At 71.4% G+C, this 26049-nt stretch carries 22 protein-coding genes; 5 read left to right on the top strand and 17 right to left on the bottom strand.

What is annotated here, in order from left to right:
- The first annotated feature begins 337 nt into the window (after nt 1–337).
- Nucleotides 338–1516 (top strand): acyltransferase family protein, encoded by a 1179-nt coding sequence (locus tag C8E87_RS01680; protein ID WP_133871433.1) that lies wholly within the window; start codon nt 338–340, stop codon nt 1514–1516.
- A gap of 39 nt (nt 1517–1555) precedes the next feature.
- Here the strand turns inward: C8E87_RS01680 and C8E87_RS01675 are convergent, their stop codons facing one another.
- The 7 genes from C8E87_RS01675 to C8E87_RS01645 all read right to left on the bottom strand — a co-directional run bounded on the left by C8E87_RS01675 (nt 1556) and on the right by C8E87_RS01645 (nt 9468).
- Nucleotides 1556–1768, bottom strand: coding sequence for a PLD nuclease N-terminal domain-containing protein (locus C8E87_RS01675; RefSeq protein WP_166661029.1), 213 nt, complete (start codon nt 1766–1768; stop codon nt 1556–1558).
- Nucleotides 1769–1917: 149 nt separating this feature from the next.
- Entirely contained in the window at nt 1918–3324 is a 1407-nt protein-coding gene (locus tag C8E87_RS01670) for a DUF4389 domain-containing protein (protein ID WP_133871432.1), read from the bottom strand.
- Nucleotides 3325–3375: 51 nt separating this feature from the next.
- A complete protein-coding gene (locus tag C8E87_RS01665) occupies nt 3376–4374 on the bottom strand; it encodes an Acg family FMN-binding oxidoreductase (protein ID WP_133871431.1) in 999 nt (332 codons plus the stop codon).
- A gap of 111 nt (nt 4375–4485) precedes the next feature.
- Nucleotides 4486–5814: a CoA-binding protein gene (locus C8E87_RS01660; protein WP_133871430.1), complete on the bottom strand. Its 1329-nt coding sequence runs from the start codon at nt 5812–5814 to the stop codon at nt 4486–4488.
- 32 nt (nt 5815–5846) lie between these two features.
- Nucleotides 5847–6578, bottom strand: a complete 732-nt coding sequence (locus tag C8E87_RS01655; protein WP_133871429.1) for a universal stress protein — start codon at nt 6576–6578, stop codon at nt 5847–5849.
- A 32-nt stretch (nt 6579–6610) separates the two neighbouring features.
- Nucleotides 6611–6826, bottom strand: a complete 216-nt coding sequence (locus C8E87_RS01650; protein ID WP_133871428.1) for a DUF1918 domain-containing protein — start codon at nt 6824–6826, stop codon at nt 6611–6613.
- A gap of 215 nt (nt 6827–7041) precedes the next feature.
- The gene (locus C8E87_RS01645) at nt 7042–9468 is read right to left on the bottom strand and encodes a cation-translocating P-type ATPase (protein WP_239080624.1); all 2427 of its coding nucleotides are present in this window, start codon (nt 9466–9468) and stop codon (nt 7042–7044) included.
- A gap of 186 nt (nt 9469–9654) precedes the next feature.
- On the opposite strand from C8E87_RS01645, the gene C8E87_RS01640 reads away from it, so the two are divergent.
- Nucleotides 9655–10566 carry an ABC transporter ATP-binding protein gene (locus tag C8E87_RS01640; RefSeq protein WP_133871426.1) on the top strand — a complete coding sequence of 304 codons (912 nt, stop codon included), beginning with the start codon at nt 9655–9657 and terminating at the stop codon, nt 10564–10566.
- Entirely contained in the window at nt 10556–12175 is a 1620-nt protein-coding gene (locus C8E87_RS01635; protein ID WP_133871425.1) for an ABC transporter permease, read from the top strand. The genes C8E87_RS01640 and C8E87_RS01635 overlap by 11 nt, the downstream gene beginning before the upstream one ends.
- A gap of 8 nt (nt 12176–12183) precedes the next feature.
- Here C8E87_RS01635 and C8E87_RS01630 read toward each other — a convergent pair whose 3' ends face one another.
- The 4 genes from C8E87_RS01630 to C8E87_RS01615 form a co-directional block, all read right to left on the bottom strand.
- Complete coding sequence (locus C8E87_RS01630; RefSeq protein ID WP_133871424.1) at nt 12184–14364, bottom strand: bifunctional polysaccharide deacetylase/glycosyltransferase family 2 protein; 2181 nt, start codon at nt 14362–14364, stop codon at nt 12184–12186.
- Nucleotides 14355–14633: a hypothetical protein gene (locus C8E87_RS01625; protein ID WP_133871423.1), complete on the bottom strand. Its 279-nt coding sequence runs from the start codon at nt 14631–14633 to the stop codon at nt 14355–14357. The genes C8E87_RS01630 and C8E87_RS01625 overlap by 10 nt, the downstream gene beginning before the upstream one ends.
- An 89-nt stretch (nt 14634–14722) precedes the next feature.
- Nucleotides 14723–16228, bottom strand: a complete 1506-nt coding sequence (locus tag C8E87_RS01620; RefSeq protein ID WP_133871422.1) for a long-chain-fatty-acid--CoA ligase — start codon at nt 16226–16228, stop codon at nt 14723–14725.
- A gap of 30 nt (nt 16229–16258) precedes the next feature.
- Entirely contained in the window at nt 16259–17692 is a 1434-nt protein-coding gene (locus C8E87_RS01615) for a WS/DGAT/MGAT family O-acyltransferase (protein WP_133871421.1), read from the bottom strand.
- Nucleotides 17693–17848: 156 nt separating this feature from the next.
- Between C8E87_RS01615 and C8E87_RS01610 the strand changes: the two genes are divergently transcribed.
- Both C8E87_RS01610 and C8E87_RS01605 read left to right on the top strand, forming a co-directional pair.
- Entirely contained in the window at nt 17849–18796 is a 948-nt protein-coding gene (locus C8E87_RS01610) for a patatin-like phospholipase family protein (RefSeq protein WP_166661028.1), read from the top strand.
- Nucleotides 18793–19125, top strand: coding sequence for a helix-turn-helix domain-containing protein (locus C8E87_RS01605; protein WP_133871419.1), 333 nt, complete (start codon nt 18793–18795; stop codon nt 19123–19125). The genes C8E87_RS01610 and C8E87_RS01605 overlap by 4 nt, the downstream gene beginning before the upstream one ends.
- A 58-nt stretch (nt 19126–19183) precedes the next feature.
- On the opposite strand, the gene C8E87_RS01600 is transcribed toward C8E87_RS01605, so the two are convergent.
- The 6 genes from C8E87_RS01600 to C8E87_RS01575 form a co-directional block, all read right to left on the bottom strand.
- On the bottom strand, nt 19184–20608 hold the full coding sequence (locus tag C8E87_RS01600; protein WP_133871418.1) for a bifunctional aminoglycoside phosphotransferase/ATP-binding protein: 1425 nt from the start codon (nt 20606–20608) through the stop codon (nt 19184–19186).
- Between the two features lie 142 nt (nt 20609–20750).
- On the bottom strand, nt 20751–21146 hold the full coding sequence (locus tag C8E87_RS43440; protein WP_239080625.1) for an acetate--CoA ligase family protein: 396 nt from the start codon (nt 21144–21146) through the stop codon (nt 20751–20753).
- The gene (locus tag C8E87_RS01590; RefSeq protein ID WP_133871416.1) at nt 21097–22128 is read right to left on the bottom strand and encodes a GNAT family N-acetyltransferase; all 1032 of its coding nucleotides are present in this window, start codon (nt 22126–22128) and stop codon (nt 21097–21099) included. The genes C8E87_RS43440 and C8E87_RS01590 overlap by 50 nt, the downstream gene beginning before the upstream one ends.
- Nucleotides 22129–22139: 11 nt before the next feature.
- Nucleotides 22140–22631: a flavodoxin domain-containing protein gene (locus C8E87_RS01585; RefSeq protein WP_133871415.1), complete on the bottom strand. Its 492-nt coding sequence runs from the start codon at nt 22629–22631 to the stop codon at nt 22140–22142.
- Between the two features lie 61 nt (nt 22632–22692).
- Entirely contained in the window at nt 22693–24156 is a 1464-nt protein-coding gene (locus C8E87_RS01580; RefSeq protein ID WP_133871414.1) for an HAD-IB family hydrolase, read from the bottom strand.
- Nucleotides 24153–26039: a lysophospholipid acyltransferase gene (locus C8E87_RS01575; RefSeq protein WP_133871413.1), complete on the bottom strand. Its 1887-nt coding sequence runs from the start codon at nt 26037–26039 to the stop codon at nt 24153–24155. Before C8E87_RS01575 ends, C8E87_RS01580 begins: the two co-directional genes overlap by 4 nt.
- Between the last annotated feature and the right edge of the window lie 10 nt (nt 26040–26049).

Below are 26049 nucleotides of genomic sequence, written 5' to 3'. Positions count from 1 at the left end.
GCCTTCGCAGAGGTCCGGACTTGTGCCAGGTAAGCGTCATCGCCGCCCTCCGGACGTTGTGGAGCCGGGCGGATGCCGGGCATCCGGCTCTCGACGCCCCTTCTCCGAAGCGTGCACCCGGGACGGCCCCCACCACAGAGTCGAACGTCCCGGAGCTCGTGCCTTGCCGGGATCTGTCGCTCGGCCGGACATCGGCCGCCGGGCATGTGGTGCCGAACGCCCGCGCTCCTGCAGTGCCCTTCGGCCCTGCCAGGCCCCCGGGCTGGGGAGTACCTGTGGAGCAAAGGAAGGAGTACGGGCCCGGGTGTTGGCCGGCTGACGAAAAGAGGTGCGGACGGTGCGCAACCGCTATCTCGACCTGCTGCGCGCTGCCGCGATCGTGCGTGTGATCGTTTATCACCTGTACGGCTGGCCCTGGCTGTCCATCCTGCTTCCCGCGATGGGCATCATGTTCGCCCTGGCCGGTTCGCTGACCGCCGCTTCGCTGTCCAAACGGCCGGCTCGCAAGGTGGTCACCTCGAGGTTGCGGCGTTTGCTGCCGCCGCTGTGGCTGCTCGGTCTGCTCGCGGTGCCGGTCATGCTGGTCGCCGGCTGGGCCACGGAAAGCGATGGCGAGCACCCGTTCAACGCCTTCACACTTGTCTACTGGCTCGTTCCGATCGGCGACCCGCCGGGCAGCGACCGCGGCGTCGCCGTCTGGGAACCGCTCTGGTACCTGCGCGCGTACCTCTGGTTCGTCCTGCTCTCCCCGTTGCTCTTCGCGCTGTGGCGCAGGGTCGGGCTGGTGTTGCTGGCTTTGCCCTTGATGGTCATGGCCGTGCTGGAGGTCACCGGTTTCACGCTGCCCAGCACGGCCGACGCCGCCCTGTGGGACTTCGCCACGTACGGGGGGTGCTGGATCGCCGGCTTCGCCCATCACGAGGGGCGGCTTGCCCGGGTGCGGCCGTGGCTGGCCTATCCGGTCGCGTTCCTTCTGGCCGCGGCGGCGCTGTGGTGGGCGGGCCAGGCCGGCAGCTGGGACCTCAACGACATCTCGGAGGCACAGGCGCTGTGGTCGCTGGGGTTCGTGCTGATCGTGCTGCGGTGGCAGCCGCCGATGGGCTGGCTTGCCAGGACCGGGCCGCTGGACAAGGCCGTTACCTTGATCAACGGCCGGGCGGTCACCATCTATCTGTGGCACAACATCGCCATTGCCGCGGTGTGGCCCCTGCTGGCCGTGCTGGCTCTCGACGATCTGGACGACCGGCTCGGCGCTGTCGTCGCGCTGGTCCTGACCCTCGCGTTGACGTCGGTGGCGGTGCCGGCATTCGGCTGGGCCGAGGATCTGGCGGCGCGGAGGCCCCCTCGGCTTTGGCCGAGCACCAGCATTCCCACCGGCTCGCGGGCCGGAGAACCGTCACCGGCGCCTGCGGTCGGCAGGGTTCCCTACCAGGCGAGGGGTACGGCCCGTATGCCCAGGGCCGTCCGAGGCGCCACCGAGGACACGCGGGGCACAACCCGGGCCGAAGGCTGCTGATGCGCGATCGGAGAGCCGGCGCCCGGAAGAACAGACTCGTCAGGGCCGACGACCCCAGAGGAGATAGGCGGGCGCCCCGATCGGCTGGACGAAGAGAACCGGCCACCAGGCAGCCTTGGCGCCACGCACCTGCGACGGCGAGCGCCGCGCCAGGTCGATGGCGGCTATGGCGGTACACGTCAGCTCGGCCATGGCCAGCACCGTCAGGGTCGTACGCGTCCGGTTGTTCAGGTTGTGCCAGGTGCGAGTCATTGTTGCCTCCTGTTGTCAGCCTCACCATCACGGTGATGCGACCGCCGGGCCGGCAACAGGGCCGGACGTCACGGGATCTTCCGCCGGCAGACCGGTGCGCGGGGTGCCATCGCCGGTCCGGCGACGGCACCCCGCTTCGTACCGTTCCTTCACGTCCTCACGGGAACCGGAGGAGTTTGCTGCGGCGCCGGGCCGGTCGGGCCGGCGGCCGGTGGTGGTGGGCTGTGCCGGCGTCCGATGCCGACGCCGCCGAGCACGATCAGGCCGATCGCGACCAGGCCGAGCACGATGCCCGTGGTCAGCAGCCCCGCGCCCAGGCCGGTCAGGTCGGGGATCTGGACGGCGCCTTCCACGTCGGCGGCCACGCCGGGCGTGCCGTCGAGGTTGGCCACGACGACGGCGTAGTCGCCGTCAACCACGTTCCAGTTCAAGGTGGCGCCCGAACCCGTGCCGGTGGCCAGCCAGAACGGCTGCGCGGCCGGATCGGCGACCACGCTGATGGCGCCCGGGGCGCGGTCGTAGCGTCCCGCTCCGGAATCGAACCCGATCAGCTGGTCGTGTGCGGTGCCGGCGAGCCACGCGTCGACCGACTCCTCGCGTGCGATACCGATGAACAACGCGTCACCAGTCGGGGAGGCCGCGGTCACGCGCAGCCCGCCGACATCGGCAGCGGTGCGCGTCCAGAACGCGGTGTCGGTGATCCGGAGATTCTCCGCGGTGACGGCGGCAGTGGCCGTGCTCAGTTGCAGGGTCGGCGAGGTCACGTAGCCGTTGCGGTCGCGTGCCGAGTCGAGGCCCAGCAGCGCCCCACCCCCGATGCCGAGCCCGGCGGCAGGGGCGAGCAGGAGCACGCCGGCGACCAGCGCGACGACGGACCCGGCGGTCGAACTGGCCCGCTGGTGCGGGGCGCTGGGTGGCGTCGTGGGGTCGGGCTCCTCCACCGAGCCCTGGTCCAGGCGGAACGGTGGGTAGCGGTGGGTGAGCAGCATCAGGTAGGCGACGACCCGCAGGTTCCACCGGGCGATGCCGACGAGCAGGTCGTGCAGCCCGAGGGGGAAACGACCGGTGAACAGCAGGGCCAGGCCACCGACGAGCACCACTGCGCCGAGGACGCTGATCCGGGTGTCGTTGTCGCGAGTGCCGGCGACCGTCAGGGCTCCCAGGATGAGCAGGTGCGGGATCGCGAACAGCCAGGCGACCAGGGGGAGCCAACGCGGCGGTGATTCCTCCGGTTCGAGGTGCAGCCGCGCCGGGTGGTCCGGGTCGTCGGCGAACGTGAAGGGCGGGTACGTGTCGGTGCCGAGGGCTTGGTAGCCGTAGTAGCCGACGCGCCAGCTCCAGCGCAGCACGCCGAGGTTGTAGGCGCGTATCGGCGCCGGGTAGCGGCCGGTGAACAGTACGGCCAGGTAGGCCACCAGAGTGAGCACCACCGCGCCGGTCCACAGCACCGCCAGGACGATGTAGTGCGGGATGAGAAGCAGCCATTTGACGAGCCACAACCAGCGGCTCAGCGCCGGGTCACGGCGGGCCTCGACCCGCAGCGGATAGCGGTTCATTGTCCCCTCCCAGAAAGGGCCGTTTCTCCCCAGCAGAGCCCTGCCGCGCCGTCAGGGACAGGGGCGGAAGTCGCCGGGCGGCGGGACGTTCGGGGCGGCGTACGTGATGAAGTCGCTGGTCCGCAGGCGAGGTGTCGGCGGTGGAGGTTGGCTGGACGCGGTGGCCAGCCGGAGCACCAGCTGCGGAAAGCCGTCCCAGCCGAGCAGTTGCCGGATCGCGTCCCGGCTGCGGGCCACCTCGGTGACGATGCTGAGCGGGAGCACGGCCACGTTCAAGGCGGTGGCGGTGAGCCAGCCGGCCGACAGCCCCTCGCCGGCGAGCAGCCATCCGGCCGGGTCGTCGGTGGCGCTGGCGAGCACGGTGAAGACAGCGGCATGGTGATGTGTCGCTGCGATGAGGTCGGCGCCGGCCCGTCGTAGCGCTCGTGCCGGTGCGGTCAGCAGGCACCGGTCGTCGGGCAGGGCGGAGGCGGGGATGCCGGTTCCGTCGCGGCGCGGGGTGCCCACCCAGTCGGCGACCTCCACCTGCCAGCCGGGATCGTCCGCCTGCACGGCATGGGCCGCTTCCGCTGCCTCAGCCAGGGCAAAGACCTGCGGCGGGAGCAGTAAGGCCAGGTCCGCGCCCTCCCCGACCACTGCCTGCTGGATGGTGCGCACCCGATGAAGGTCGAGGGGCGAGCTCGGCGGGTTGCGCCGGTCCGTGCGCCGGTGCGACACCTGCCGCTCCAGCCGGGTGGCGTCGTGGTCGGCCGGCGCCTTCGCACCCAGGACGATGCGCGCCAGCAGGTCCGGGTCCTTGTCGTCCGGCATCCGGGTGACCTCGAAGCGGTAGCCGGACGCTCCCAGCGACAGCCCCGCGTGATGCAGCGCGGCGCCACAACTGAGGATGGCGAGCCGGGCGTCCGGGTCGGTGATCGGCAGGACCCGTCGTGGCTCCAGGCGCAGGTCGAGGGTCTCCCCAGCGTGAATCCAGTGCCAGGGCTGGCTGTTGTGCAGAGACGGCGCCTGGCCCGAGAAGACCGCGGCTTGGGCCAGAGGATCTGTTCTCACGGCGGCCTCCTCCGTTCCTTGGTGTCCGTCGCCTGTCTCGTGAGCGACGCAGGTCGATCACCTCGTCGAATCAGTTCTCCGGCTCAGCGTCCACCCGGCCGGTGAACCGCGTCAGGGCCGTTCGGCCCGGACTCGTCTTCCCTCGTCATGTGCCTGTCTTCGGCGCCACATGGCGTAACGGCGGGCGTGAGCCAAGGCTCGGATCGCCCGGTCCGGTTGCCGGTAGACCGGCGTGTCGCTGATGCCGACACGGTGGATGTCATCGGAGGTTCCGGCCAGCACCACGGCGGCGGTCAGGCCGGGAACACGGTCCAGAGCCCCGGCGAGCGCGGTCATGATCGCGGTGGGGCAGTTCGCTCGAGTGCCGACCACCAGCGCGAGGATGAGGTCGGCCTGCCGGGTTTCTGCGACACTTTCGACGGCTGCCGCCAGATCGGCCGCGATGCTCCCGGCGGTGGTGTCCGTCGGGCGCTCGCCCGCACCGCCCGGCGTGCTGAAGCCGTACGCGTTCGCCGTGCGCGCGGCCATCGCGGTGAGGCCGCCTGCGTTGCCGACGATGGCCAGGCGGTTGCCGGTCGGCAATGGCTGGCTCACCAGCACCCGGGCCGCGTCGGTCATTTCGTCCGGACTGCTCGTGCAGATGACGCCCGCGTCGGCGAGCAGCGAGCCCGCGACGATCGCCTCCGGGCCGCCACCGACGACCTGCAGTATCGGCTTGCGCCTGGAGAACGACCGCGCCTGATCCGCCAGCCGGCGCGGGTCGTCGAGGGTGTCGGGAACGAGGGCGAGAGCGCGGGTGCGTGCGTCGTCCCGCCAGAAGGTGATCAAACCGTCGATGTCGAGTTCCTGGCGGTCGCCGGTGGACACGAACCCGGAGACACCGCAACCGTTGCGGGTGACATGATCGAGCAGGGCTGCTCCGACGGCACCTGATTGGGAAGCGAGCGCCAAGCCCCCGCGGGGCGGGCGTGTGCGGGACAGGGTTGCGTTGAGCCGCACACGCGGATCGGTGTTGAGCACCCCGAAGCTGCCCGGTCCGAACAACCTGACAGAGTGATGCCGGGCGACCTGCTGCAGCTCGTAACCTTCACGTGCGCTCGCCACGCCCAGCACCACGGCGCCGGCGATGCCACGGCGACCGGCCGCACGCACTGCCTCGACTGCCTGGTAACCGTCCGCGGCCACGACGATCAGATCGGGAGCCGCGGGCAGGTCCGCAATCGTGCGGTAGCCGGGGATGCCGCAGACCGGCCGGCCCGATTCGTGCACCGGATAGAGACGTCCACGAAACCGGTAGTCACGCAGAGCTCGAAGCACCTCATGACCCGTGTGACCGTGCTGCTGCAGGGTGCCCGTCACCGCCACTGATCGGGGTGCGAGCATGCGACTCAGCGAGCGGGCGCGGGTGTTGCCGGCGAGCGGAACCAGTTCGGTCGGCATCAGTGACCACCCGGCCTCTCCTCAGCATCAGGTCACAGTTGAGTTGTCTCCGTCTGGTCGACCGGCACCAGTGCTACCGGGCAGGAGGCGTCCAGGGCGACGGTCAGAGGCACGTCGCCGGTCCGGAGACGTCCCACCACGCCGCGGCGCTTGTCGCCGAGGACCAGCAACCGGGCCTTGCGTCCGGCGCCGATGAGACCGTCGGAGACCGATTCCACGTAGCGGCTGTGGCCGGATGCGCCACCCGGCCGGCCGACATGGACGGTACCCAGCGGCAGATGATGCTGGTCGGCGTACGCGTAGGCGAACTCGAGAGCCATCTCGCCGGCGTCGCTGCCGTCGATGCCGGCCAGCACTTCGTCAGCGGAAGGGTCGCCGGCGCGGGCGACAACCACCGGGCAACAGGAGTGACGCAGCACCCGCCGTACGGTGTGGCCGCCCTCGCCCTCGCCGATCACGAGCAGCCGGACACCGGCCGAAGCGCTGATCAGCGCGGCCGACGCCGTACCGACGCGAATGTGCAGGATCGCCCTGCGGGCGCCGAGCCGGGCCCGGGCGCTGGTGAGGGCGCGAGCCAGCCCGGGATCGAAGATCTCCACCTCGGCCGGAGCCGGCTCACCGGACCTGGCGGCCAGCGGCGAGCCCGGGACGCAGACGTGCAGGAGCACGAGCCGGTCACCGGAGCGTTCAGCCTCGTCGACAGCCCACGCGAAGGCCTGCCAGCTGCCGGCGCCACCGATGCCGACGGCGATCGATCCGTTCATGCGCTCTCACCTGCCGATATCGGGAACGTGCGTCACGCCGGCCCGGACACGTCCGCTACCGGTGGCTGAGATTCGATGCGGGCCTCGGGACCCGGGAAAATGAGGGTGGCGCGGCCGGTGTCGAGCCAGCGGACCTCGTACGGTGGCGAGCCGTCGTCGTGGGCCACCGCGATGACAATGCCGACGCGGCGGGCGTCGCCCAGGTGAGTTCCCTCGAGCACGAGCCGGTCGCCGATCTGAGCACGCATGACGTTCCTCCAGTTCGGTCGGGAGGCCCATCGGAGGCGCTCGGCGGGTGCGGCCGGGGCTTCCGTCTTGGCGACGGTGGGTCTCGCGGCTCGTCGGCCGCCCTGGTTCGCTCGGCCGTCCCGTCCGGTGCTTCCGGTGGGCTCACTGCCAAGCATCGTCCTGCGCCCATGGCGTCGTCAGGGCCATAGGTCCTGACGAACAGGGGGCTCGGGTGTCAACGCTGGATGATCCGCAGCGCCGCCCCGGGAATCACGGCGACGATCGCGCAGGCCGCCAACTCCGCCGCGGTGAGCGGCTCGGTTCCGAGCAGCGTCTGCAGCGGTGGTAGCAGCACCCCTGCGACCTGCAGGATCCCCGATGTGGCGACGGCGGCGAGCAGCGAGCGGTTGCGGGGGACGCCGGGTGCGGCCTTCGCCCGTACGGCGAGGGCGACGCCGAGCTGTGCCAGGCCGAGCGTGACGAACATGATCGACTGCCAGGGGCGGTCCCACCGGTCCGCGAGCACTCCGGCGGCCAGCGTCACCGCGGCCAGGCAGAGCCCTCCGGCGAACACGCTGGCCAGCAAGCCGTCGCCGAGCACGGATTCCTGCGGCGACCGCGGTTTGCGCTGCAGCACACCGGCTTCGGCCGGCTCGGCGCCCAGAGCGACGCCCGGGATCCCGTGGGTCAGCAGGTTGATCCAGAGCAGCTGACCGGGCAGCAGGGCCACGGGCATGCCCAGCAACGGACCGGCCAGCATCACCAGCAGCTCGGCGATGCCGCCGGACAGGGCATAGCGCAGGAACCGCCGGATGTTGTCGTAGATGCGGCGGCCCTCGCCGATCGCTTCCGCCATGGTGCCGAGGTTGTCGTCGACCAGCACCAGCTCGGACGCCTGCCGGGCCACCTCGGTGCCGCTGCCCATCGCCACGCCGATGTCGGCGCGGCGCAGAGCGGGGGCGTCGTTGACCCCGTCCCCGGTCATCGCGACCACCTCTCCGCGTTGCTGCAGGTCCGCGATGATGTCGAGCTTCTGCTCGGGCCGTGTGCGGGCGTAGATGTGCTCTTCCGGCAGGCCCAGCTTGCCGCCGATGGCGGCGGCGGTGGCCGGGTGGTCGCCGGTGATCAGCAGGAGCCGTACGCCGGAGGACCCGAACGCCGCGGTGGTGTCACGGGCCGTGGGTCGCAGCGGATCCCCGATGCCGACCAGGCCGATCACCGGCAGCGTCGGCGACTGCGCCGGATCGGGCCGCGTCGCGGTGACGGCGGCGGAAACGGCCAGCACACGGAGGCCGTCGGCGGCCAGCCCGGCAGCCGCATCGAGCAGAGCCGCGTCGGCGTCCCGGTCCAGGATGCTCTCCGGGGCGCCCTTGGCGACGACGAGGAACTGCCCGTCGGCGCGCTCGTGCACGGTGGTCATGCGACGACTGGCCTGGTCGAAGGGGTGCTCGTCGACGCGCGGAGCGGCGGCGCGTTCGGCGGCGACGTCGAGGCCGCAGCGGGCGGCGAAGGCGAGCAGGGCGGCTTCCATGGGGTCGCCGGCGGCCTTCCAGCCGGTGTGTTCCTCGCTGGGTGGGACGAGGTTGGCGTCGTTGCAGAGCAGGCCGGCGAGGGCGAGCAGCCGCAGCGCATCGGACACCTCGGGCCGGACGGCGCCGCTGGGTGCGTATCCGGTCCCGGTGATCGTGTAGCCGGCGCCGTCCGGAGTGACGGCTCGTTGCACCGACATCCGGTTTTCGGTGAGGGTGCCGGTCTTGTCGGAGGCGACGACGGTGACCGACCCGAGGGTCTCGACAGCGTGCAGTCGCCGCGGAATCGCCTGGGTTCTCGCCATGCGGCGGGCGCCGAGCGCCAGCGCCAGGGTCACCACGGCGGGCAAGCTCTCCGGCACGGCCGCCACCACCAGGCTGACCGCGGTGATGGCCATGCGGGCGAGCGGCTGGCCGGCCAGGACGCCCAGCGCGAACACGACTGCCGAGATGGCGACGGCTGCGAGGCCGAGGGTCCGGCCCAGAGCAGCGATGCGTCGCTGCAGCGGGGTTGGCGCCGGCTTGGTGCGCGCGACCAGGGCGGTGATGCGGCCGAGCGAGCTGTCCGGGCCGGTCCGTAGCACTGATCCGGCCGCACGCCCGGTGGTCAGCACGGTCCCGGACGCCGCCTCCTCGCCGACCTCGTGATGCACCGGCACCGACTCGCCGGTCAGCGCCGACTCGTCGAAGCTAGCGCGTTGCGCCTCGTCGAGCAGCAGGTCGGCAGGGACGACATCGCCGGCCTCGAGGCGTACGAGATCGCCGCGGACCAGCTCGGCCGCCGGCACGATGCGGTCCTGGCCGTCGCGCACGACTCGGGCGGTCGGGGCGGCCATGCGGTCCAGTGCCGCGATGGCGGCGTCCGCACGAACCTCCTGGAAGACTCCGATCACCGTGTTCACGGTGACGACCAGAATGATCACCGCGGTGTCGGGCAGGTCACCGAGCAGCGTCGTCACCACCGCGGCAGCCAGCAACAGGGCGACCAGGGGATCGGCGAGCTGCCGTCCGATCCGGCTCGGAAGCCGGCGCGGCTTGGGCGCGGCGACCGTGTTCGGGCCGTCCTGCTCGAGCCGGGTCGCCGCTTCGACGGCGGTGAGGCCGATGGGCGTGGTGGCCGCGGTCGTGCCCACGATGTCCCCTCCCGTTGATGTCCTCCTCAGGATGACCGCAGGCGTCGTCACATGATCAGGGCCGAAGGGCCCGTACGGGGCGGGGCGTGCGCCCCGACGGTCAGCGTCCGTGCGGGTTCTTCGGTGCCCGGCCGGTCGGGACCATCGGCTCTGGCCCATGCTGGTCCCGGGCCCGAGGCTGAGGTCATGGCCACCATCGCGGTTTCCGAGCTGACCCGCGCGTACGGGTCTGTCCTGGCGGTCGATCGGGTGAGTTTCACGGTCGGTGAGGGCGAGATCTTTGCGCTTCTCGGGCCGAACGGCGCCGGCAAGACCACCATTGTGGAGATCCTCGAGGGTTATCGGTCGCGGGACTCGGGCGAGGTGCAGGTGCTGGGTTGTGATCCGGCGTCGGGTGGCTCGGCCTATCGCGCGCGGATCGGGGTGGTTCTGCAGTCCGCCGGTTTCGAGGAGGAGTTCACTGTCCGCGAGCTGGTCCGTTTGCAGTGCGGTCTGTTCCCGCGCCGGCACGACCCGGACGAGTTGATCGACCTGGTCGGTCTCGCCGACAAGCGCGCCACGAGGGTGAAGGGCTTGTCCGGCGGGCAGCGTCGCCGCCTCGACCTCGCGCTGGGTCTGGCCGGCGCGCCGGAGTTGCTGTTCCTCGACGAGCCGACCACCGGTTTCGACCCGGCCGCCCGTCACCATGCCTGGGATCTGGTGGCCCGCCTGCGGGAACTGGGCACGACGATCCTGCTGACCACCCACTATTTGGAGGAGGCGCAGCGCCTCGCCGACCGCGTCGGTGTGCTCAAGGCCGGCCGTCTGCTCACCGTGGGCACCCCTGACGAGCTGCGGGCCGGCAGCCGGTTGCCCACGGTCATCAGCTTCGGGCTGCCGGCCGGGTGTTCCGCGGACGGTCTGCCGGCGCTGAGCGTGCCACCGCAGTTCCGCGAGGACCGCGTACGGGTCGTCACCCACGATCCGCTCCCGGACGCTCGCCGGCTCACCGAGTGGGCGGCGGCCATCGGGACGGCGCCGGCCGATTTCACGGTCGCGCCGCCGACCCTCGAGGACGCCTACCTGGCGCTGACCGAGGAGCCCGCCGATGTCGGTTGAGACCCTTGATCCCGTACGCGGTGAGGAGCGCAGCCGGCTGGCCGCGTTGACCGGGCACGCCGTACGCGGGTTCCTGCGCAATCCGCTGGCGGCGTTCTTCACGCTGGCGTTCCCGCTCGCCTTCCTGGTCATCGTCTCGACCATCATCGGCGGCCAGACCACGGAGGACGGTGTGCCGATCGTCCAGTTCCTGGTGGCGCCGTTCGCCGTGTTCGGTGTGGCTCAGGCGTCGTTCGTCCTCGTGGCCACGGACACCGCCGTGCTTCGCGAACGCGGGGTGTTGCTGCGGTTGCGGGCCACGCCCGTTCCGCGGCACATCGTGCTGGCCGCCCGGGTGGGTGCTTCCGCCGTCGTCGCCGGGCTCACGGTGCTGGTGCTGACCGTCGTGGGCGTTCTCGCGTACGGGGTGCAGGTGGTCTGGAACAAGGTGCCGGCGGCGCTGGTCACCCTGCTGGTGGGTATCGCGTGCTGCACCGCTCTGGGTTTGGCCCTGGCCGCCTGGAGCAGGACGGTGACAGCCACGCAGGCGCTGGCTCAGGGCCTGCTGATCTCGTTGGCGTTCATCTCCGACGTGTTCATCGTGGGCGCGGACCTTCCGCGACCCCTGGCGTGGGCCGGTTCGGTGTTGCCGCTCAAGCACTTCGCCGGGGCGCTGGCCGAGACCTTCGAACCCGGTGGCGGCCTCGGGTTGTCGCCGGGGCATCTTGCGGTGCTGCTCGGGTGGACGGTGGCCGGGGTGCTGCTCGCGCGGATGCGTTTCGGGTGGGAGCCGCGAGAGCGAGCAGCGGCCGGCTCTGCCACGGCGGCGACAACCGATCCCGTACGCCGGAACCTGTCCCCGCCGAAGGAAGGCGCGCGCCGGTCGTCGCTGCGCGGGCAGATCTCGTACGCCCTGCTCGGGTTGCGCCGTGACGTGCTGTCGGTGTTCTTCGCGATCGTCTTCCCGGCGCTGCTGCTCGCCCTGTTCCCAACGGTGTTCGGTGACGTTCGGGTGCACGGCCTGACGATGGCGCAGTACCTGTTCGCCGGTCTGGCCGCGTACACGGTCGCGGTCACCGCTTTCGTGGACATGCCGGAGGGTGTCGTGGGCGCGCGTTCCGCCGGGGTGCTCAAGCGGCTGCTCGGCACACCTTTGCCCTTCCGCTGGTACGTCGCCGGGCGGGTGTGTGCCGCGCTGATCGTCGGCGTGCTGGGTGTCGCCGTGCTCGCCGTCGTCGGCATCGGCTTCCTCGACGTGCGGGTCGATCCCGTGCGGTTGCCGGCCGTGGTGGTCGCGGTGGTCCTGGGCTCGCTGTGCTTCTCGGCGCTGGGTCTCGCCGTGGCCGCCCTGCTGCCGGCCGCGCGTTCCCTCGTCGCCGTCACGCTCGGCATCCTCTTGCCGCTCTGCTTCGTCTCGGAGATCTTCGTCGTCGGCGACCGCCCGCTGCCGGGCGCCCTCACCGCTGTCGCCGACGTGTTCCCGCTGCGCCATCTGCTGCAGGCGTTGCTGACCGCCACCCGTCCCGACGTGACCGGCGCCGGTTTCGCCTGGTCCCACCTCGCGGTGGTGGCCGCCTGGGCGGGCCTCGGTCTGGTCGTGGCACGGCTGCGCCGATCAAACCTGGTGTGAAGGGCGCGTCACCCGGCCGGGGCAGGGCGGGTCACCTCGCCGGTGCGACGGAGCTTCTGCCATTGCAGCCGACGACCTGACAGCGCCGTCAGACCCGAGTGCAGCAGAACCAGATACATCAGCTGGCGGTAGAACACCTGCTGCAGCGGCAGCGTCCACAGGGGCCGCAGCGGCTCACGGTCCAGGCGGAAGGCGACCGCGGAGGTCGCGAACTGGATCGCCATCATCGACAGCCACCCGATCATCGCCGCCCAGCGGTCGAGGAAGACGAGCCCGTAGACCGCCATGATGTCGAGCAGGGGCGCCAGCATCGGAAGCAGCACGCTGAACACGGTGACCAGCAGAAGCCCGCGTCGCCCGAAGCGGCCCGAGGGACCCCTCTCCACCACCGCGTGACGGTGTTTCCACAACGCCTGCATCGTGCCGAAGCTCCATCGGTACCGCTGGCGCCAGAGCTGCCGTAGCCCGGTCGGAGCCTCCGTCCAGGCGCGCGCCGACTCCTCGAACACCACACGCCAGCCCGCCCGGTGCACGGCGATGGTCAGATCGGTGTCCTCGGCCAGCGTGTCGACCTGCAGACCGCCGGCGTCGTACACGGCCCGGCGCCGGAACGCGCCCAGGGCTCCCGGAACGGTCGGTATGCAGCCGAGCACGTCGTACAGGCGCCGGTCCAGATTGAACCCGACGACGTACTCGATGTGCTGCCAGATGCCCAGCAACCCCTGCCGGTTGCCCACCTTCACGTTGCCCGAGACGGCGCCGACCGTGGGGTCGGCGAAAGGTTGCACGAGCCGGTGGATGGCTTCCGGCTCCACCACCGTGTCGGCGTCCACCATGACGATCAGGTCGTTGCGCGCGAAAGCCACCCCGGTGTTGAGCGCCGCTGCCTTGCCGCCCGAGGGGGTGCGCACCACCCGGACGTTGCCGAGACGCAGTCCGTTCACGACGTCCCCGGTCCCGTCGGTGGACGCGTCGTCGACCACGACGACCTCGACACCGGGATGCACCGAGCGGGCCAAGGACCGTACGGCGGGTGCGATCGTCGTGGCCTCGTTGAACGCGGGCACGACGATGGTCACCGGGTCGTTCACCGGCGGACCCCAGCTCCAGGCGGGTGATCGCCGCTGCCGCGCGTGACGCAGGGCCGTGACCACAACCAGCAGTGTCCGGCCCAGAAACAGCAGACCCGCGGCGAACAGCAGGAGCCACAGGAACGCCAGCGTCCAGCCCGCGATGCGAACCATCCACACCAGCGCCCAGCCGCGGGACTTCTGGGTGAACCCGGCCGGTGAGTTGGCGTCCGGGACCCGCCCCGCGAGAGCGGCGGAGACCGTGGTGAAGCGGTAACCCTGCGCTTGCAGCCGAGGGATGAGCTGGTCCAGGGCCGCGACGGTCTGTGACCGGTCGCCACCGGCGTCGTGGAAGAGGATGATGGCTCCCGCGCCGTCACCGGGCGTCGCGTTGCGGAGGACGGCCGGGACACCGGGCCGCTGCCAGTCCTCGCTGTCGAGGTCATTCAGCACGGTCAGGTATCCCTGACGTGCGGTTTCCCGCAGAGTGGGCATGTCGCTGTCGTCCAGCGCCCCGGCCGTCGAGGAGTACGGCGGACGGTAGAGCGACGTGGATCGCCCGGTCGTGTAGGCGATCGCACCCTGCGTCGCCGAGTGCTCAAGACCCCTCAGCCAGGCGGGCAGGGCCGAGACCCGGGGATGGGTGAAGGTGTGCACACCGATCTCGTGCCCTTCGCGGACCATCCGCCTGGTGATCTCCGGGTTGTTGACGACGAGCGAGCCGAGGACGAAGAAGGTGCCCTGCGCGCGATGCCGGTGCAGCACATCCAGGATGCTTGGCGTCCAGCGCGGATCCGGCCCGTCGTCGAACGTGAGCGCGATGGTCCGCGCCGGCATCCGGTACGAGTGCGGCTGTGCGCCGGAAGCGTCGATGACCGGCCCGCCGTACGAGATCGCGTCCGGCACATTCTCCGCCGTCTGTTGCTGCCCGGGCTCGCTGTCCGGGGCGAAGTCGTTGCGCAGGTAGGCCTCGACGAGCAGCATGTTCGCGAGCAACCCCAGCACGACCAGCAAGATCAGCGCGAGCAGGCGCGGGCCCCGGCGGCGTGGCGCGGGAACCGCGTCCGGCGCGGCGCCAGGCGGGAACGAGCGACGGCCCTGATAGATGCTCATCGCCATGCGCCGCTCAGCTGGCTGATCCAGAAGGCGAGGAGCACGGTCAGGAGGAGGGCGGCGACCGCGTACGAGACCCGCCTCAAACGTCTGTGGCGGATGCCGGAGGTGTCGGCGAAAACCGGTTTCGGTGGCTCGTCGAGATGCGTTATCTCGGTGTGGGCCCGCTCGATCGGCGGCACACGCCCGACCGCCGGCCCGAGATGCACGCGTCCCGCCACCCGGCCGACCGCGCGGGGGACGGAATCGCTGTCAGGGTGCGGTCGTCGCTTCATAATTCGACGCTATTCGGCGGCCGGGTGAAGGCGCACGTATCAAAAGTCCCGAATGGTTGTGCCATGTGATGCGCGGGTCCGCGTCCCGCTTACACCAGATCCTTTTTCAGCACCTTGCCGGTGCCCGTGAGCGGAAGCGCGTCGCGGAATTCGACCAGCCGCGGATACTTGTAGGCGGCCACCCGTTCCCGGCAGTACTCGACGATCTCGCCGGCGGTGAGCGTGTGGCCCGGCCTGGTGACGATGATGGCCTTGACCTCCTGGCCCAGCCGCTCGTCGGGCACCCCGACCACGGCTGCCTCGCGCACGCCCGGATGGTGGTAGAGGATTTCCTCCACCTCCCTCGGATAGACGTTGTAGCCGCCCCGGATGATCAGTTCCTTCTTGCGGTCGACGATGAACAGGAAACCGTCGGCGTCGGCGTACCCGAGGTCCCCGGTGTGGAACCAGCCGCCCTCGAACGCCTCGGCGGTGGCGCTCGGGTGCCCGTGATAGGCCCGCATCGTCTGATATCCCCGGGTGACGAACTCGCCGACGTGGTTGCGGCCGGGTGGCATGCGCCTGCCCTCGCTGTCCCACACCTGCACCTCCACACCCCAGACGGGCTTGCCCACGCTGTACGGCCGGCGGTCGTCGGGGCTGGGGTTGAAGGTGATGGTGGAGGCGGTCTCCGTCATCCCGTAGCCCTCCAGGATCGGCACGTGGAACCGCTGCTCGAAGGCGTCGAAGACATGCGCCGGGATGGCGTCGCCGCCGGAGACGCAGACCCGCAGCGACGAGGTGTCACACTCATGGTCCTCGGCGTAGGCCACCAGGGCGCCGAACATGGTGGGCACGCCGTCGAAGATGGTCGCCCGGTCCCGTTCGATCGCCGCGAGCACCTTCTCGGGCGTGAAGCGGGGTACCAGGGACAGTGCGCAGCCGAAGCGGATACCGAGGTTCATCGCGCTCGACATCCCGTACACGTGGAACAGCGGGAGGACGGTGAGAACCACGTCCTCGGCCTTGATCTCGAACAGGCGGCCCGGAATGTCGGCGTTCATGTACATCTGGAAGTGCGTGAGTTCGGCCCCCTTCGGCAGCCCGGTCGTCCCCGAGGTGTAGACGATCGCGGCGACGTCGCCGGGGGAGCGCTCGGCCAGCGGGAAGGGACCGGCGACGGGCACGGTGAGGTCGGTGAAGGGCCGTCCGGGACTGTCCGCCGCGGCGTTGATCACGTACACGTCCGGCACTGCGGCCTCGGCGGCGGCTCTCGCGGCCTCGTCAGCCACCGCGGCCCAGGTGATGAGGATGCGGGCGCCGGAGTCGCGAAGCTGATGCGCCACCTCCGGAGCGCGCAGGAGCACGTTGAGCGGCACCACCACCGCACCGGTCTTGAGGATGCCGAAGTAGGCGACGGGGAACTCGGGGATGTTGGGCGCCTGCAGGGCCACCGGATCTCCGGGACCGATCCCGCGCGCCTGGAGCGCCGCGGCGACGGCGTCGGAGCGGGCGTCCAGTTCGCCGTAGGTGATCGTTCCTCCGTCATGCAGCAGAGCCGGGGCCTTGGGACGCGACGTCGCTGATTCGCGCAGGATCACGGCCAGGTTGAGCATGGCCGTCCACCTCTTCTCCAGATGAGTGAGTCAAGTGAGTTCGGCGTTGCGGGCGCCGGCCGTGGCGCGTTTGCGGGGCCGTGCCACCGGCGCCGGCGCCAGCAGCCGTACTTCGTCGACGATCGCGTCCGCGATGTCGCCGGTCTCGGGCACCGTGGCGAAGTCGGTGGTCACTCCCAGAGCGGCCTGACCCGCGAAGGACATGACCGCGACGCCGATGCGCAGCCGCTCGGCGATCGGAACGTACGGCAGGATCTCGCGGATCGGCCGGCCCAGAATGTAGAGCGGCGCGGGCGGCCCGGGCACGTTCGTGGTCACCGTGGCCAGCCCCCGCTGCGAGAGCCTCAGCGCGGTGCGGACGACCAGCGATACCGCCGCGAAAGGCTCCTTCTCCGCCACGGCGACCAAGGCCACGCCGGCCTCCACCTCGTGCCGGGCCCGCAGCGCCGCGACTCGTTCGTGAACGGCCCGGAGCCGGTCGGCGCCGTCCTCGACCTCCACGGGCAGGTCGACCAGGAGCGACGCCACGCGGTTGTCGAAGACGTGCCGGGCATCCTCGGTCCGGACGTTGACCGGCACCAGGGTCCGGATGACCCCCGCTCGCGGCTCCTCGCCCCGCTGGAGCATCAGCCGGCGCAGCGCCCCGGCGACGGCGGCCAGATAGACGTCGTTGATCGTCACCTCGTGCGCCCGGGCGACCGCGCTTATCTCGTCGAGCGGGATGCGGGCCACCGCGTAGCGGCGGGCGCGGCCGAGCGGCCCGGCCAGAGACGTCGCCGGCGCGGGAACGAAAGCTCCGGCGAGGGCCGCCGCGCCGCGGGCCAGGGCGCCGATCTGCCGGGTGGCGCGGACCGGCTCGCGCAGGGCGCCGGCGAGCCACCGGGCCTGGTCGAAGGGGATGCGTGCGAGCTGGCCGAGCGCGTCGAGGGTGAGATCGAGGTCGTCGTAGGGGGTTGCGGGCCGCCACCGGTCGGGCGCCGGCCGCCGCGGTTTGGGGCTGTTGTCGCAGATCAGCCGGTACAACTCGTTGCCGGTCACCCCGTCGATCATGCAGTGGTGCACCTTGGAGATGACGGCCCACCGTCCTTCCGGCAGGCCCTCGACCAGCCAGTCCTCCCACAACGGCCGATCACGGTCCAGCCGCTGGGACATCACGCGGCCGATCAGCCGTTCCAGGGCGGCGTCGCCGCCGGGTTCGGCCAGGGCGGTGCGCCGCAGGTGGAAGTCCAGGTCGAAGTCGGGATCGTCGACCCAGACCGGTCGTCCGAGATTCAGCGGGACCCGGCGGACCTTCTGCCGGTAGCGGGGCACGAGCGCCAGGCGGCCGCGGATCGCCGTGGCGAACTCGGACTGGGTGGGCGCCGGGCCGTCGAGCACGGCCACGGACGCGATGGCCAGCGACGCATGCGGGTCTTCGTCCTCGGCGTCCAGAAAAGACGTGTCCAACGGGCTCAGGTAGTCCACCGTGGCCTCCTTCGGGGCGCGGACGTATGTCTCCACGGTCGCGACGGCCGGGCAGCCGTCACCAGGGTCGAACGGCCCGTGCGGGGGATCCGGACGTGGTCGCGGGCCCGCCGACCGTGGCACCATGTGCCTTGGATCACAGGGATGGTGAGCGGTATGAGCGGTGAACGGGTGGGCCTGGTGCTCGGCGGTGGCGGCATTCTGGGAGCGGCCTGGATGATCGGCGGGCTGGCGGCGCTCGAGGACCGCATCGGCCGGCCACTGGGCGAGTGCGACGTCATCGTCGGCACGAGCGCCGGCAGCATCGTGGCGGCCGCGCTGCGGCTCGGTCTCACGCCCGCCCAGCTGGTCGCGCATCAACTGGGTGAGGGGGAGGACCACCTGCCCGGCGCCCACGAGTTCCAGCACGACTCCGGACGCCTCCCTCCGCCGCCGCGCGTACGCTTCGGGTCGGCCCGGATGCTGGCCACCGCCGCCCTGGCACCGCACAGCGTTCATCCCCGGGCGCTGGCCAGCGCTTTCGTCCCTCAGGGGCGGGCGCAACACCACACTCTGCGCCGTTACCTCGAGACGATGGTGAGCCACGACCCGCACCACTGGCCCGAGCGGGACACCTGGATCGTCGGAGTCGACTACGAGCGCGGGCGGCGTGTCGTCTTCGGTCGTCCCGGCAGCCCTCAGGTCCCCCTGCCCGACGCCGTCGTCGCCTCCTGCTCCATACCCGGCTGGCACTCACCGGCGGTGATCGGCGACCGCCGGTACGTCGACGGGGGAGTGCGCTCGGTCGTCTCGCTCGATCTTCTGCAAGGGCAGCGGCTCGACGAGGTGTACGTGCTGGCGCCGATGGCCAGCTACTCGACCGACCGGCCGATCAGGCCGTCCTGGCGGGTCGAGCGCGCCCTGCGCCAGGTCTTCGCCGCCCAGGTCAGCCTCGAGCGGCGCAAGGTCGAGCGTTCGGGCGCCCGGGTCACGGTGATCACCCCCGGCCACGACGACCTGCGCGCCCTGGGGATCAACCTCATGGACGGGCGGCGGCGTCACGACGTCCTGCGGACCGCGCAGGCAACCGTCCCGGCCGCGCTGGCCGGAGCCGGCGCCCGATGAGCGTGGGTCCGGCCCTGGGTGAGATCATCCGGCGCCGGCGGGAGCTGGCCGAGCTGCCCATCCGGCAGTTCGCGGCCATGGTGGGCATCTCCGGGCCCTACCTGTCGCAGATCGAGCGAGGGCTGCGCGCGCCCTCCGACAGGGTGCTGCACGCCATCGCCGAGTCGCTGCGGACCACTGCCGACGCCCTGCGTACCGAGGCGGGTCCCGAGTGGGACGCACCGCCGGCGGTGCTGACCGCGATCGCCGCGGATCCGCGGCTGAGCGCACGTCAACGGCAGGCGCTGACCGAGGTCTACCTGGCTTTCGTGGCGACCGGAAACGGCTGAGGCCTCCGGCCGGCGCCACGCAGGTCACCGGTGCACGCTCGCCAAGGAGCCGGGAGTGCTACGTGGCCGGCTCGACGACAGCGAGCGCTTGATCCAGCGACGCCCCGGTAATGAGGTGGGCCTCGGGCCAGGACGCGGCGGCGGCCGTCATTGCCGCTGCGATGGTCGCATCGGCGTCGGACATGCTCCCCGTACGGTGGGCCAGGCGCTGCACGACGGTCGCACGGTCGGCCGTGCACCGCAGCTCATGGAGGTCGCTGTGTGTGGCCGCCGCGACCCGGCGGGCTGCCTCGCGATGCCGGGCCGCCGTCCACGAGGCGTCCAGGATCACGGTCTCGCCCCGCTCCAGCAGCTCTTCGGCGCGCCGAAGCAGCTCGCGGTAGGTGCGGTCGGTCCACTCCCGGGTGTAGATGCCGTTCTGGTACGCGGCGGCGGCGCTCATGCCGGGCGCCAGGCCTGCCGTCTCCTTGCGGATGCGGTCGCTGCTCAGCACGACCGCACCCAGCCGGTCGGCGATCCCCCCGGCCAGAGTCGTCTTGCCGGTGGCCGGGCCGCCGCCGACGAGGATCAGCCGTACCGTCCCGGCCCGCAGATGCCGAAGAGCGAGGCCGGTGTACGCGAAGACGTCGCCCGCGGCCGACGGGTCGCCCTGCTGGTGCCGCAGGCAGGCCACCTTGGCCCGCACGAACGCGCGGTAGGCCACGTAGTGATGCCGAAGGGGCTGAGGCGCGCAGTCGCCACTGAACTCCGCGTACCAGTCGAGGAACGCCTGTGCCTGCGCGACCGCGCCGAGGTGCTCGACATCCATCGCGAGGAAGGCGGCGTCGTCGAGCACGTCCAGGAAGCGCAGGCGGTCGTCGAATTCCAGGCAGTCCAGCGGCCGGGGGCCGTCATCGAGACAGAAGACGTCGTCGGCGATCAGGTCGCCGTGGCCGTCGACGATCCGGCCCTGCGCCACGCGTAGCGCGAACAGCGCTTCGCGCCCGGCCAGGAACCGCCGGGTGCGGTCCTCCACCTCACCGGCCATCGCTTCGTCCAGGACGCCACCGTGGAAGGGCCGCAGCTGGGTGAAGGTGGCATCCCATCGGCCGAGCAGGGCATCGCGGGTGCCTTCGGCCGAGATCGCCGGCCCACGAACCGCGGTGGTGTGGAAGCGGGCGAGCAGCCGCGCCAGCCGCCGCAGATGATCGTCCACCGGCGCGCCCGCGCGGATCAGCGTGGACAGCCGGCGGTCCTCCGGCATGCGCCGCATCACGACCAGGTGCTCGCAGAGCTCCCCGTCGGGCCCGTGGACCTCGGCCAGGCCGAGATAGACGTCGGCGGCCAGCCGCCGGTTCAGCTCTACCTCGCGACGGCAGACGGCCGCCCGGTCAGCCGGCTCCCGGAAGTCCAGGAAACCCAGGTCGACAGGCTTCTTCATCTTGTAGACCCGGTCGCCCACGAAGAAGAGGATCGCGGCGTGGGTCTCCAGCGCCTTCACCATGCTGTCAGGGTGTGCCCGTGGCGTGGATGGCGCCCAGGGGGCAAGGAACCCGGTCGCCGGGACCTTCGGCTCTGGCTTGCGGGAGGCGTGCGGGCCGCGGAGGCCGGCGTCACAGGTTTGATCAACCGGACCGGCGGTTGCCTCACGAGGGGCGAAGCGCTCGAAGAGAAGGGTCCGGTTCGTTGCCGGCTGGTGCGAGGCGTAGGCGTGCGTTGAGCGCGGCAACGCCGCCGGGGCCGGCCAGCACGGGATCGAGATCCAGTTCGGCTATCTCGGGGAAGTCCTCGGCCAGGCGGCCGAGCCGCAGGAGGAGGTCCTCGAGCGGCGTGCCGTCCCGGCGGCCGGCGAGCCGCGGCGCCGCCGGCAAGCTGCGCCACATCCGGCGTGCGTCCAGGTCGGTCATCGGAACCAGGCACAGCGCCTGGTCCTCCGGCAGACCGCCCGGCGCCGCACCGACGCCCAGCCGCACCACCGGGCCGAACAACGGATCATGAGTGACGCCGGCGGCCAGTTCTACCGAATCGACCCGCCGTGGCAGCGCCGCCGGCTCCAGCGTGATGCCGGCTGTCCGGGCCGACCAGGCGGATGGTGTGCCGGCGGGCGAACTCGACCAGCTCGTGCTGCCGTTCGCGACCTTCGGGTCTGCTCGGGTCGAAGCCTCTGCCGAGGACGACGGCGGCTCGCACACCCACCTTGGCTCCGTCGGCCAGCACGCCGAGGAGCTGATCGCCGGAGACGGTGATGACGAGCAGGTCGACCGGCGCCGGCAACTGCGCGACGGAGGCGCAGGCGGGGATGCCGGCGACCTCTTGGACGGTCGCGTCGACGACGTGGACGCGGCCGGTGAAGCCGTACCCGACGAGGGCCTGGACAGCCTCGTGACCGACACGACCGGCTCCGACGACGGCCACCGACGCGGGCTGCAGCAGGGAGTGCAACGAGACCCTCTCGGCAGTCCGGTCACGCTCGTCCGTCGTCGACGATGTTCTGCCGGTGCCGGTGCCGGTGCCGGTGCCGATTCCGACGTCGACGACGTTGTCACCGAAGCGGGACCAGGCGCGCGCGTTCAGGTCCCGGGCGACCCGCAGCATGGCCTGGTTGACCGGCAGGACCTCGCCGACGAGCTCCTGGATGCCCCGGCGGCGGGCCAGCGCCGCCAGGTGCTCCAGCAGGAGGGTGCCGACACCACGGCCGTGATGCGCGTCGGCGACGAAGACCGCGAACTCGGCCTGCTCGGCAATGTCGTCGGTGCGGTCGCACGCCGCCACGCCGATCACCTGCTCGCCGTCGAGGGCGAGGACGGCGAGGTGCCGATTGCTCTGGGGCCGGCAGAGACGGTCGACCTCGACGTCGAGGGCGGGACCGCTCGGTGGCCCGAAGAACCGCAACCGCAGACTCTCCGGGCTTCCCGCCCGATAGAGCGCGGCGAGTCCCGTACGGTCGTCCGGCTGGACCGGCCGGACCGCGACGATCCTGCCGTCCGAGGTCAGCACGTCAGCGGCGGCGCCGGTGGGTCGCATGACACCTCCGATCAGGGCTGGAGGGCCGGCCGGGCCAGAAGTTCCCGGGCCCAGGCGCCGATCGCCGACCAGTCGCGCAGGTCCTCCCGTGCCGAGGTCCGGCGACTGATCGGGTCGGCGCCGCCGAACAGGGCGACGGACACGGGCTTCAGCCACGGCTGGGCCGCGAGTGCCCGGTCCAGTTGGCGCCGGCTGCGGCGCCACGCTTCCTCGTCGTCGTGACGGGGGCCGAGCGCGAAGACGGCGATCGGGACGCTGCTCAGGTCATCGCGGTGGTGCTTGAGGAAGCGACGTGCGTCTCGGTGCCAGCGCCCCGAGTAGATCGGCGCGCCGAGGACGACCAAGTCGTATCCGTGCACGGGCCCGACGACGGAGTGCGCCGGCGTCACCTCGACCTCCGCGCCCGCGTGGTGCAGGACCGTGCCGACGAACTCGGCCACCTGCCGGGTGGAACCGTTACGGGTGGCGAAGGCGACGAGCACGTGGGTGTGCGGTCCGGACATGATCCTTCCTCTCGCTCCGGGCGCGACGCCGATGCGGTGCGCGGGAACACCGGGCCTCCCCTCAAGCCCAGCCCCGCCTTGCTCCGACGGGCAGGGCTTCGTCGGTGAGTGTTCGTGGCCAGTTCTCGAGCGTGTCGACGAAGAGTTGCCGGACCTCGGCGATCCGCCGGTCGAGATCGGCAAGATCCCAGTCGCCGGTGGTTATCGGCTCGAGGACCGCGATCTCGACGGTGCCGGGGTTGACGACCAGCGATCGGCGCCAGGCCAGCTCCCCGGTGTTGCGCAGCACGATCGGCACGATCGGCACCTCGGCCTGCATGGCGATGCGGAAGGCGCCCTTCTTGAACCGGCCCGGCGTCGGCGTCGGCATACGGGTGCCTTCGGGCAGGATCAGGATCGAGGTTCCGTCGCGCAGGCGCCGGACCGCGGCGTCCAGGCTGGCCTTGGCCTTCGTCAGGTCGGACCGGTCGATCCAGACCGGGTCGACGGTCGCGCCGATGACGATCATGCGCGGGTCCAGCCGGGCCTCCTTCTTGGCCACGGCGGTGAAGTCGTGCCGGAGCAACGAGGCGAGCACAAGGGCGTCGAGGGTGCTCTGGTGGTTGGCGATGAACACCGCGGGGCGTGCTTTCTCCAGGATCTCCGCGCCGGTCACGTCGAGGCGCACGCCGGTGAAGGCCAACGCCAGGTCTGCGGCCAGGCCGATGCCCGCGTTGATACCCAGCCTGCGGTCGCCGGTGAGCCAGCCGCATCCGATGCCGGTGGCGAGCCCGGTGTTCACGCCGATGAGGCCGGCGAGGGTGCCGAGGTAGGCGCGAAGGCCCGGTGAAGGGGGCTCGCGCAGGGTCAGGATCGGCCAGCCCCGGTCTTCGGCGGCGTGAACCAGGCCGGAGTCGGGATTCACCGCGTACGGGTGGCCGACCGAGCTCAGAAAGGCGACGTCTTCCGCCCCGTTGGCGTATCCGTAGCTGCCCTCGAGGTCGATCTCGTGGGCGTCGGCGAACGCGCGCACGGCCGCGGCCTTCGGCCGGCCCCAGAGCAGGCCGGCGGCGCTGTGCCCCGTGAGGACGCCGCCGTCGGCCTCCAGCTCCGTGCAGACGATGTGCGGAATGCCCAGGTCACGGGCGACCGGCTCGATCTGGATCCGGGTCGCGGAGGACGCGATGACCACCGTGTGCCCCATTCGCAGGTGCGCGCGTACGAGATTCCGGGCCTCCGGCCGGATCGCGCCGGCGATCTCGTTGACGAACGTTCGCAGGCCCACGTCGGTCATCTCATCGACGGTCCGGCCGCGTAAGGCCTCGATGCCGATCCGACCGATTCTCTCGTGGCCTTCCGGCACCGCGGCGACGAGGCGGGCGAGCTCCGCCGGGCCGATCTGGCCTCGCCGGAGCTGGTCGCGCAGGATGCTCTCGGCGGTGAATCCGCGTACCAGCGTTCCGTCGAGGTCGAAGAACGCGGCGATCTTCGACCCGGCCGCTCCGCCGCAGACGGTTTCGATGATGTCGGGGCAGGTGACGGTCATGACGGGTTCTCCTGTTGCAGCGTTGCGAGCGCATTGAGCCGACGTACGGTCTCCCGGATCTCCTCGCGGAACTCGGCGCGTCGCTTCGACGTTCCCGGCCCGGGCGCGACCAGGCCACGGTGCTCGGCCAGCCGCAGCGCCGGCCTGAACAGCTCCAGCGATACGGACTCCTCGCTGGCCAGTCGTTTCTGCAGGGCCCACTGCCGGCCCAGGCGCAGGCATTCGTCGAGGAACGTCGTCTCGTCGAACGGGTCCTCGTCGTCCCAGGTTGCCAGTTCCTCGGCCACGACCAGGTAGGCGTCCAGGAAGGGCCGCAGCACCAGATGCGCGACCAGCAGGTCGCTGTCGCGCAGCCAGCGTCCGGCGTCGGCCGGCGTGAACTCGTGCAACCCGGAGGCCTGCCGAGGGTCGACGAGGGCGAGCTCGGCGGCCATCTCGCCGGCGAACTCGGCGCGGGACGGGAAGAAAAAGTCGAACTTGAGCAGGTCACGCAGCCGCAAGGTGGCGCGGTCGGCGGTGGCCAGACCGTTCTCGCCGCCCTCCATGGCGGCGACCAGGCCGAGCTCACCGACCGCCCGGTCGACGAGTGTGTGCACGGCTGTGTTGCGATAGAACGCCGCCACGAGATGCTGTCCCGGCGCGACCGTCCAGATCGTGTCGGTGGCTCCGTCGACGCTGACCAGCACTCCGGAACGGACCAGGTCGTCGAGCGCGCGGTGCACCGTGGCGCGGTCGGTGAGATCCGCCGCTCCGGCGACCGGCTTGCCCCGCAGGGCGAAATAGCGGGCCAGGGGCGCCACCGTGGCGAGCACCTGGTCCAGCGTCAGGGCTCGATCGGTGGCCAGCAGGGCGAGACAGACGACGGCCGTGGTCGTCACCGGCGTCGCACGGTTGATGCGGTGACAGGTCTCGAGGGCGATGCGTTCGACGGCGTGCGGCGCGGCCCGGGCATCGGCCCGTAGCTCGGCAAGCCGCCCGGCGAGGGGCACGGGATCGCCGAACTCGACGAACGCCCGGCCGAACGGCTGCCGCTGGGACCGGCTGAAGGCCCACAGCCAGCGCAGATCCTCCGGCCGCTTGGTGACGCCGCGCGCCTCCATGGTCACCAGCGGCACCTCATGCAACTGCTCGTACACGATGGAGACCGGCACGATCGAAGCCTGAGCGCCGGGCTGCGTGCCGAGCGCGTCGATCACGTAGCGCAACAAGCCGTACGTCGGCGGACGGAGCTTGCCCGTCCGGGTCCGGCCACCCTCGATCGACCAGCACAGGTTGCGCCGGTTCCGGATCAACTGGGCCACGTACCACCGCAGCGCGCATCGATAGACGGGATTGTCGGTGGTGGATCGCCTGATGTAGATGAACCCCGACCGGCGGAGCAGATGGTTGAACGGAAAGACGTCGAGGTTGGCGCCGGCGAGCACGAACGGCGGCGTGATGCCGTTGCGGCGGATCGCGGCCGGCACCGTGATGCCGTCCAGGTACGAGCGGTGCGAGAAGGGGAACAGCAACGACTGCTTGCGATCCAGGGATCGTAGCCGCCGGGCCTGCTCGGGATCCCCGACCAGCTCGTGCGCCCGGGTGAGCCAGCGGCTGAACCGCGCCCAATCGCTGGTCGCGCGTCTGGTCTGGGTGGCGCCCATCTCACGCAGATAAACGGCCGCCTCGGCGCGCACATCGCGGGGATCCCGGCCGAGTTCGCAGGCGACGCCGGCGACCGCGGAGGCGAAACCCTCGTCGGTCAGCAACGCGGCGACCTCCGGCGCATCCGTCGGCCGCGGCACCTCCGGTTCCTCGGACAGGCCGGCCCGGTGCAGGGCTCGCTGTGGCGTGACCCGCCGCAACGCGGAACGGATCGGCGTCAGGTCGCCGTAGCTGGTCATCGCCGCCTCA

This window comes from Paractinoplanes brasiliensis (assembly GCF_004362215.1).
Taxonomy (GTDB): domain Bacteria; phylum Actinomycetota; class Actinomycetes; order Mycobacteriales; family Micromonosporaceae; genus Actinoplanes; species Actinoplanes brasiliensis.
The sequence above is the reverse complement of the archived record's forward strand: the minus strand, read 5'-3'. Positions and strand labels throughout refer to the sequence as shown.

Excerpts from the sequence above, each read along its gene's own strand:
- C8E87_RS01670 (WP_133871432.1), bottom strand. The coding sequence starts at position 3,324 with ATGAACCGCTATCCGCTGCGGGTCGAGGCCCGCCGTGACCCGGCGCTG.
- C8E87_RS01660 (WP_133871430.1), bottom strand. The coding sequence starts at position 5,814 with ATGCCGACCGAACTGGTTCCGCTCGCCGGCAACACCCGCGCCCGCTCG.
- C8E87_RS01605 (WP_133871419.1), top strand. The coding sequence starts at position 18,793 with ATGAGCGTGGGTCCGGCCCTGGGTGAGATCATCCGGCGCCGGCGGGAG.
- C8E87_RS01625 (WP_133871423.1), bottom strand. The coding sequence starts at position 14,633 with ATGAAGCGACGACCGCACCCTGACAGCGATTCCGTCCCCCGCGCGGTC.
- C8E87_RS01610 (WP_166661028.1), top strand. The coding sequence starts at position 17,849 with ATGAGCGGTGAACGGGTGGGCCTGGTGCTCGGCGGTGGCGGCATTCTG.
- C8E87_RS01580 (WP_133871414.1), bottom strand. The coding sequence starts at position 24,156 with ATGACCGTCACCTGCCCCGACATCATCGAAACCGTCTGCGGCGGAGCG.
- C8E87_RS01655 (WP_133871429.1), bottom strand. The coding sequence starts at position 6,578 with ATGAACGGATCGATCGCCGTCGGCATCGGTGGCGCCGGCAGCTGGCAG.
- C8E87_RS01585 (WP_133871415.1), bottom strand. The coding sequence starts at position 22,631 with ATGTCCGGACCGCACACCCACGTGCTCGTCGCCTTCGCCACCCGTAAC.
- C8E87_RS01620 (WP_133871422.1), bottom strand. The coding sequence starts at position 16,228 with ATGCTCAACCTGGCCGTGATCCTGCGCGAATCAGCGACGTCGCGTCCC.
- C8E87_RS01600 (WP_133871418.1), bottom strand. The coding sequence starts at position 20,608 with ATGGTGAAGGCGCTGGAGACCCACGCCGCGATCCTCTTCTTCGTGGGC.
- C8E87_RS01640 (WP_133871426.1), top strand. The coding sequence starts at position 9,655 with ATGGCCACCATCGCGGTTTCCGAGCTGACCCGCGCGTACGGGTCTGTC.
- C8E87_RS01675 (WP_166661029.1), bottom strand. The coding sequence starts at position 1,768 with ATGACTCGCACCTGGCACAACCTGAACAACCGGACGCGTACGACCCTG.
- C8E87_RS01575 (WP_133871413.1), bottom strand. The coding sequence starts at position 26,039 with ATGACCAGCTACGGCGACCTGACGCCGATCCGTTCCGCGTTGCGGCGG.
- C8E87_RS01635 (WP_133871425.1), top strand. The coding sequence starts at position 10,556 with ATGTCGGTTGAGACCCTTGATCCCGTACGCGGTGAGGAGCGCAGCCGG.
- C8E87_RS01590 (WP_133871416.1), bottom strand. The coding sequence starts at position 22,128 with ATGCGACCCACCGGCGCCGCCGCTGACGTGCTGACCTCGGACGGCAGG.
- C8E87_RS01630 (WP_133871424.1), bottom strand. The coding sequence starts at position 14,364 with ATGGCGATGAGCATCTATCAGGGCCGTCGCTCGTTCCCGCCTGGCGCC.
- C8E87_RS01650 (WP_133871428.1), bottom strand. The coding sequence starts at position 6,826 with ATGCGTGCTCAGATCGGCGACCGGCTCGTGCTCGAGGGAACTCACCTG.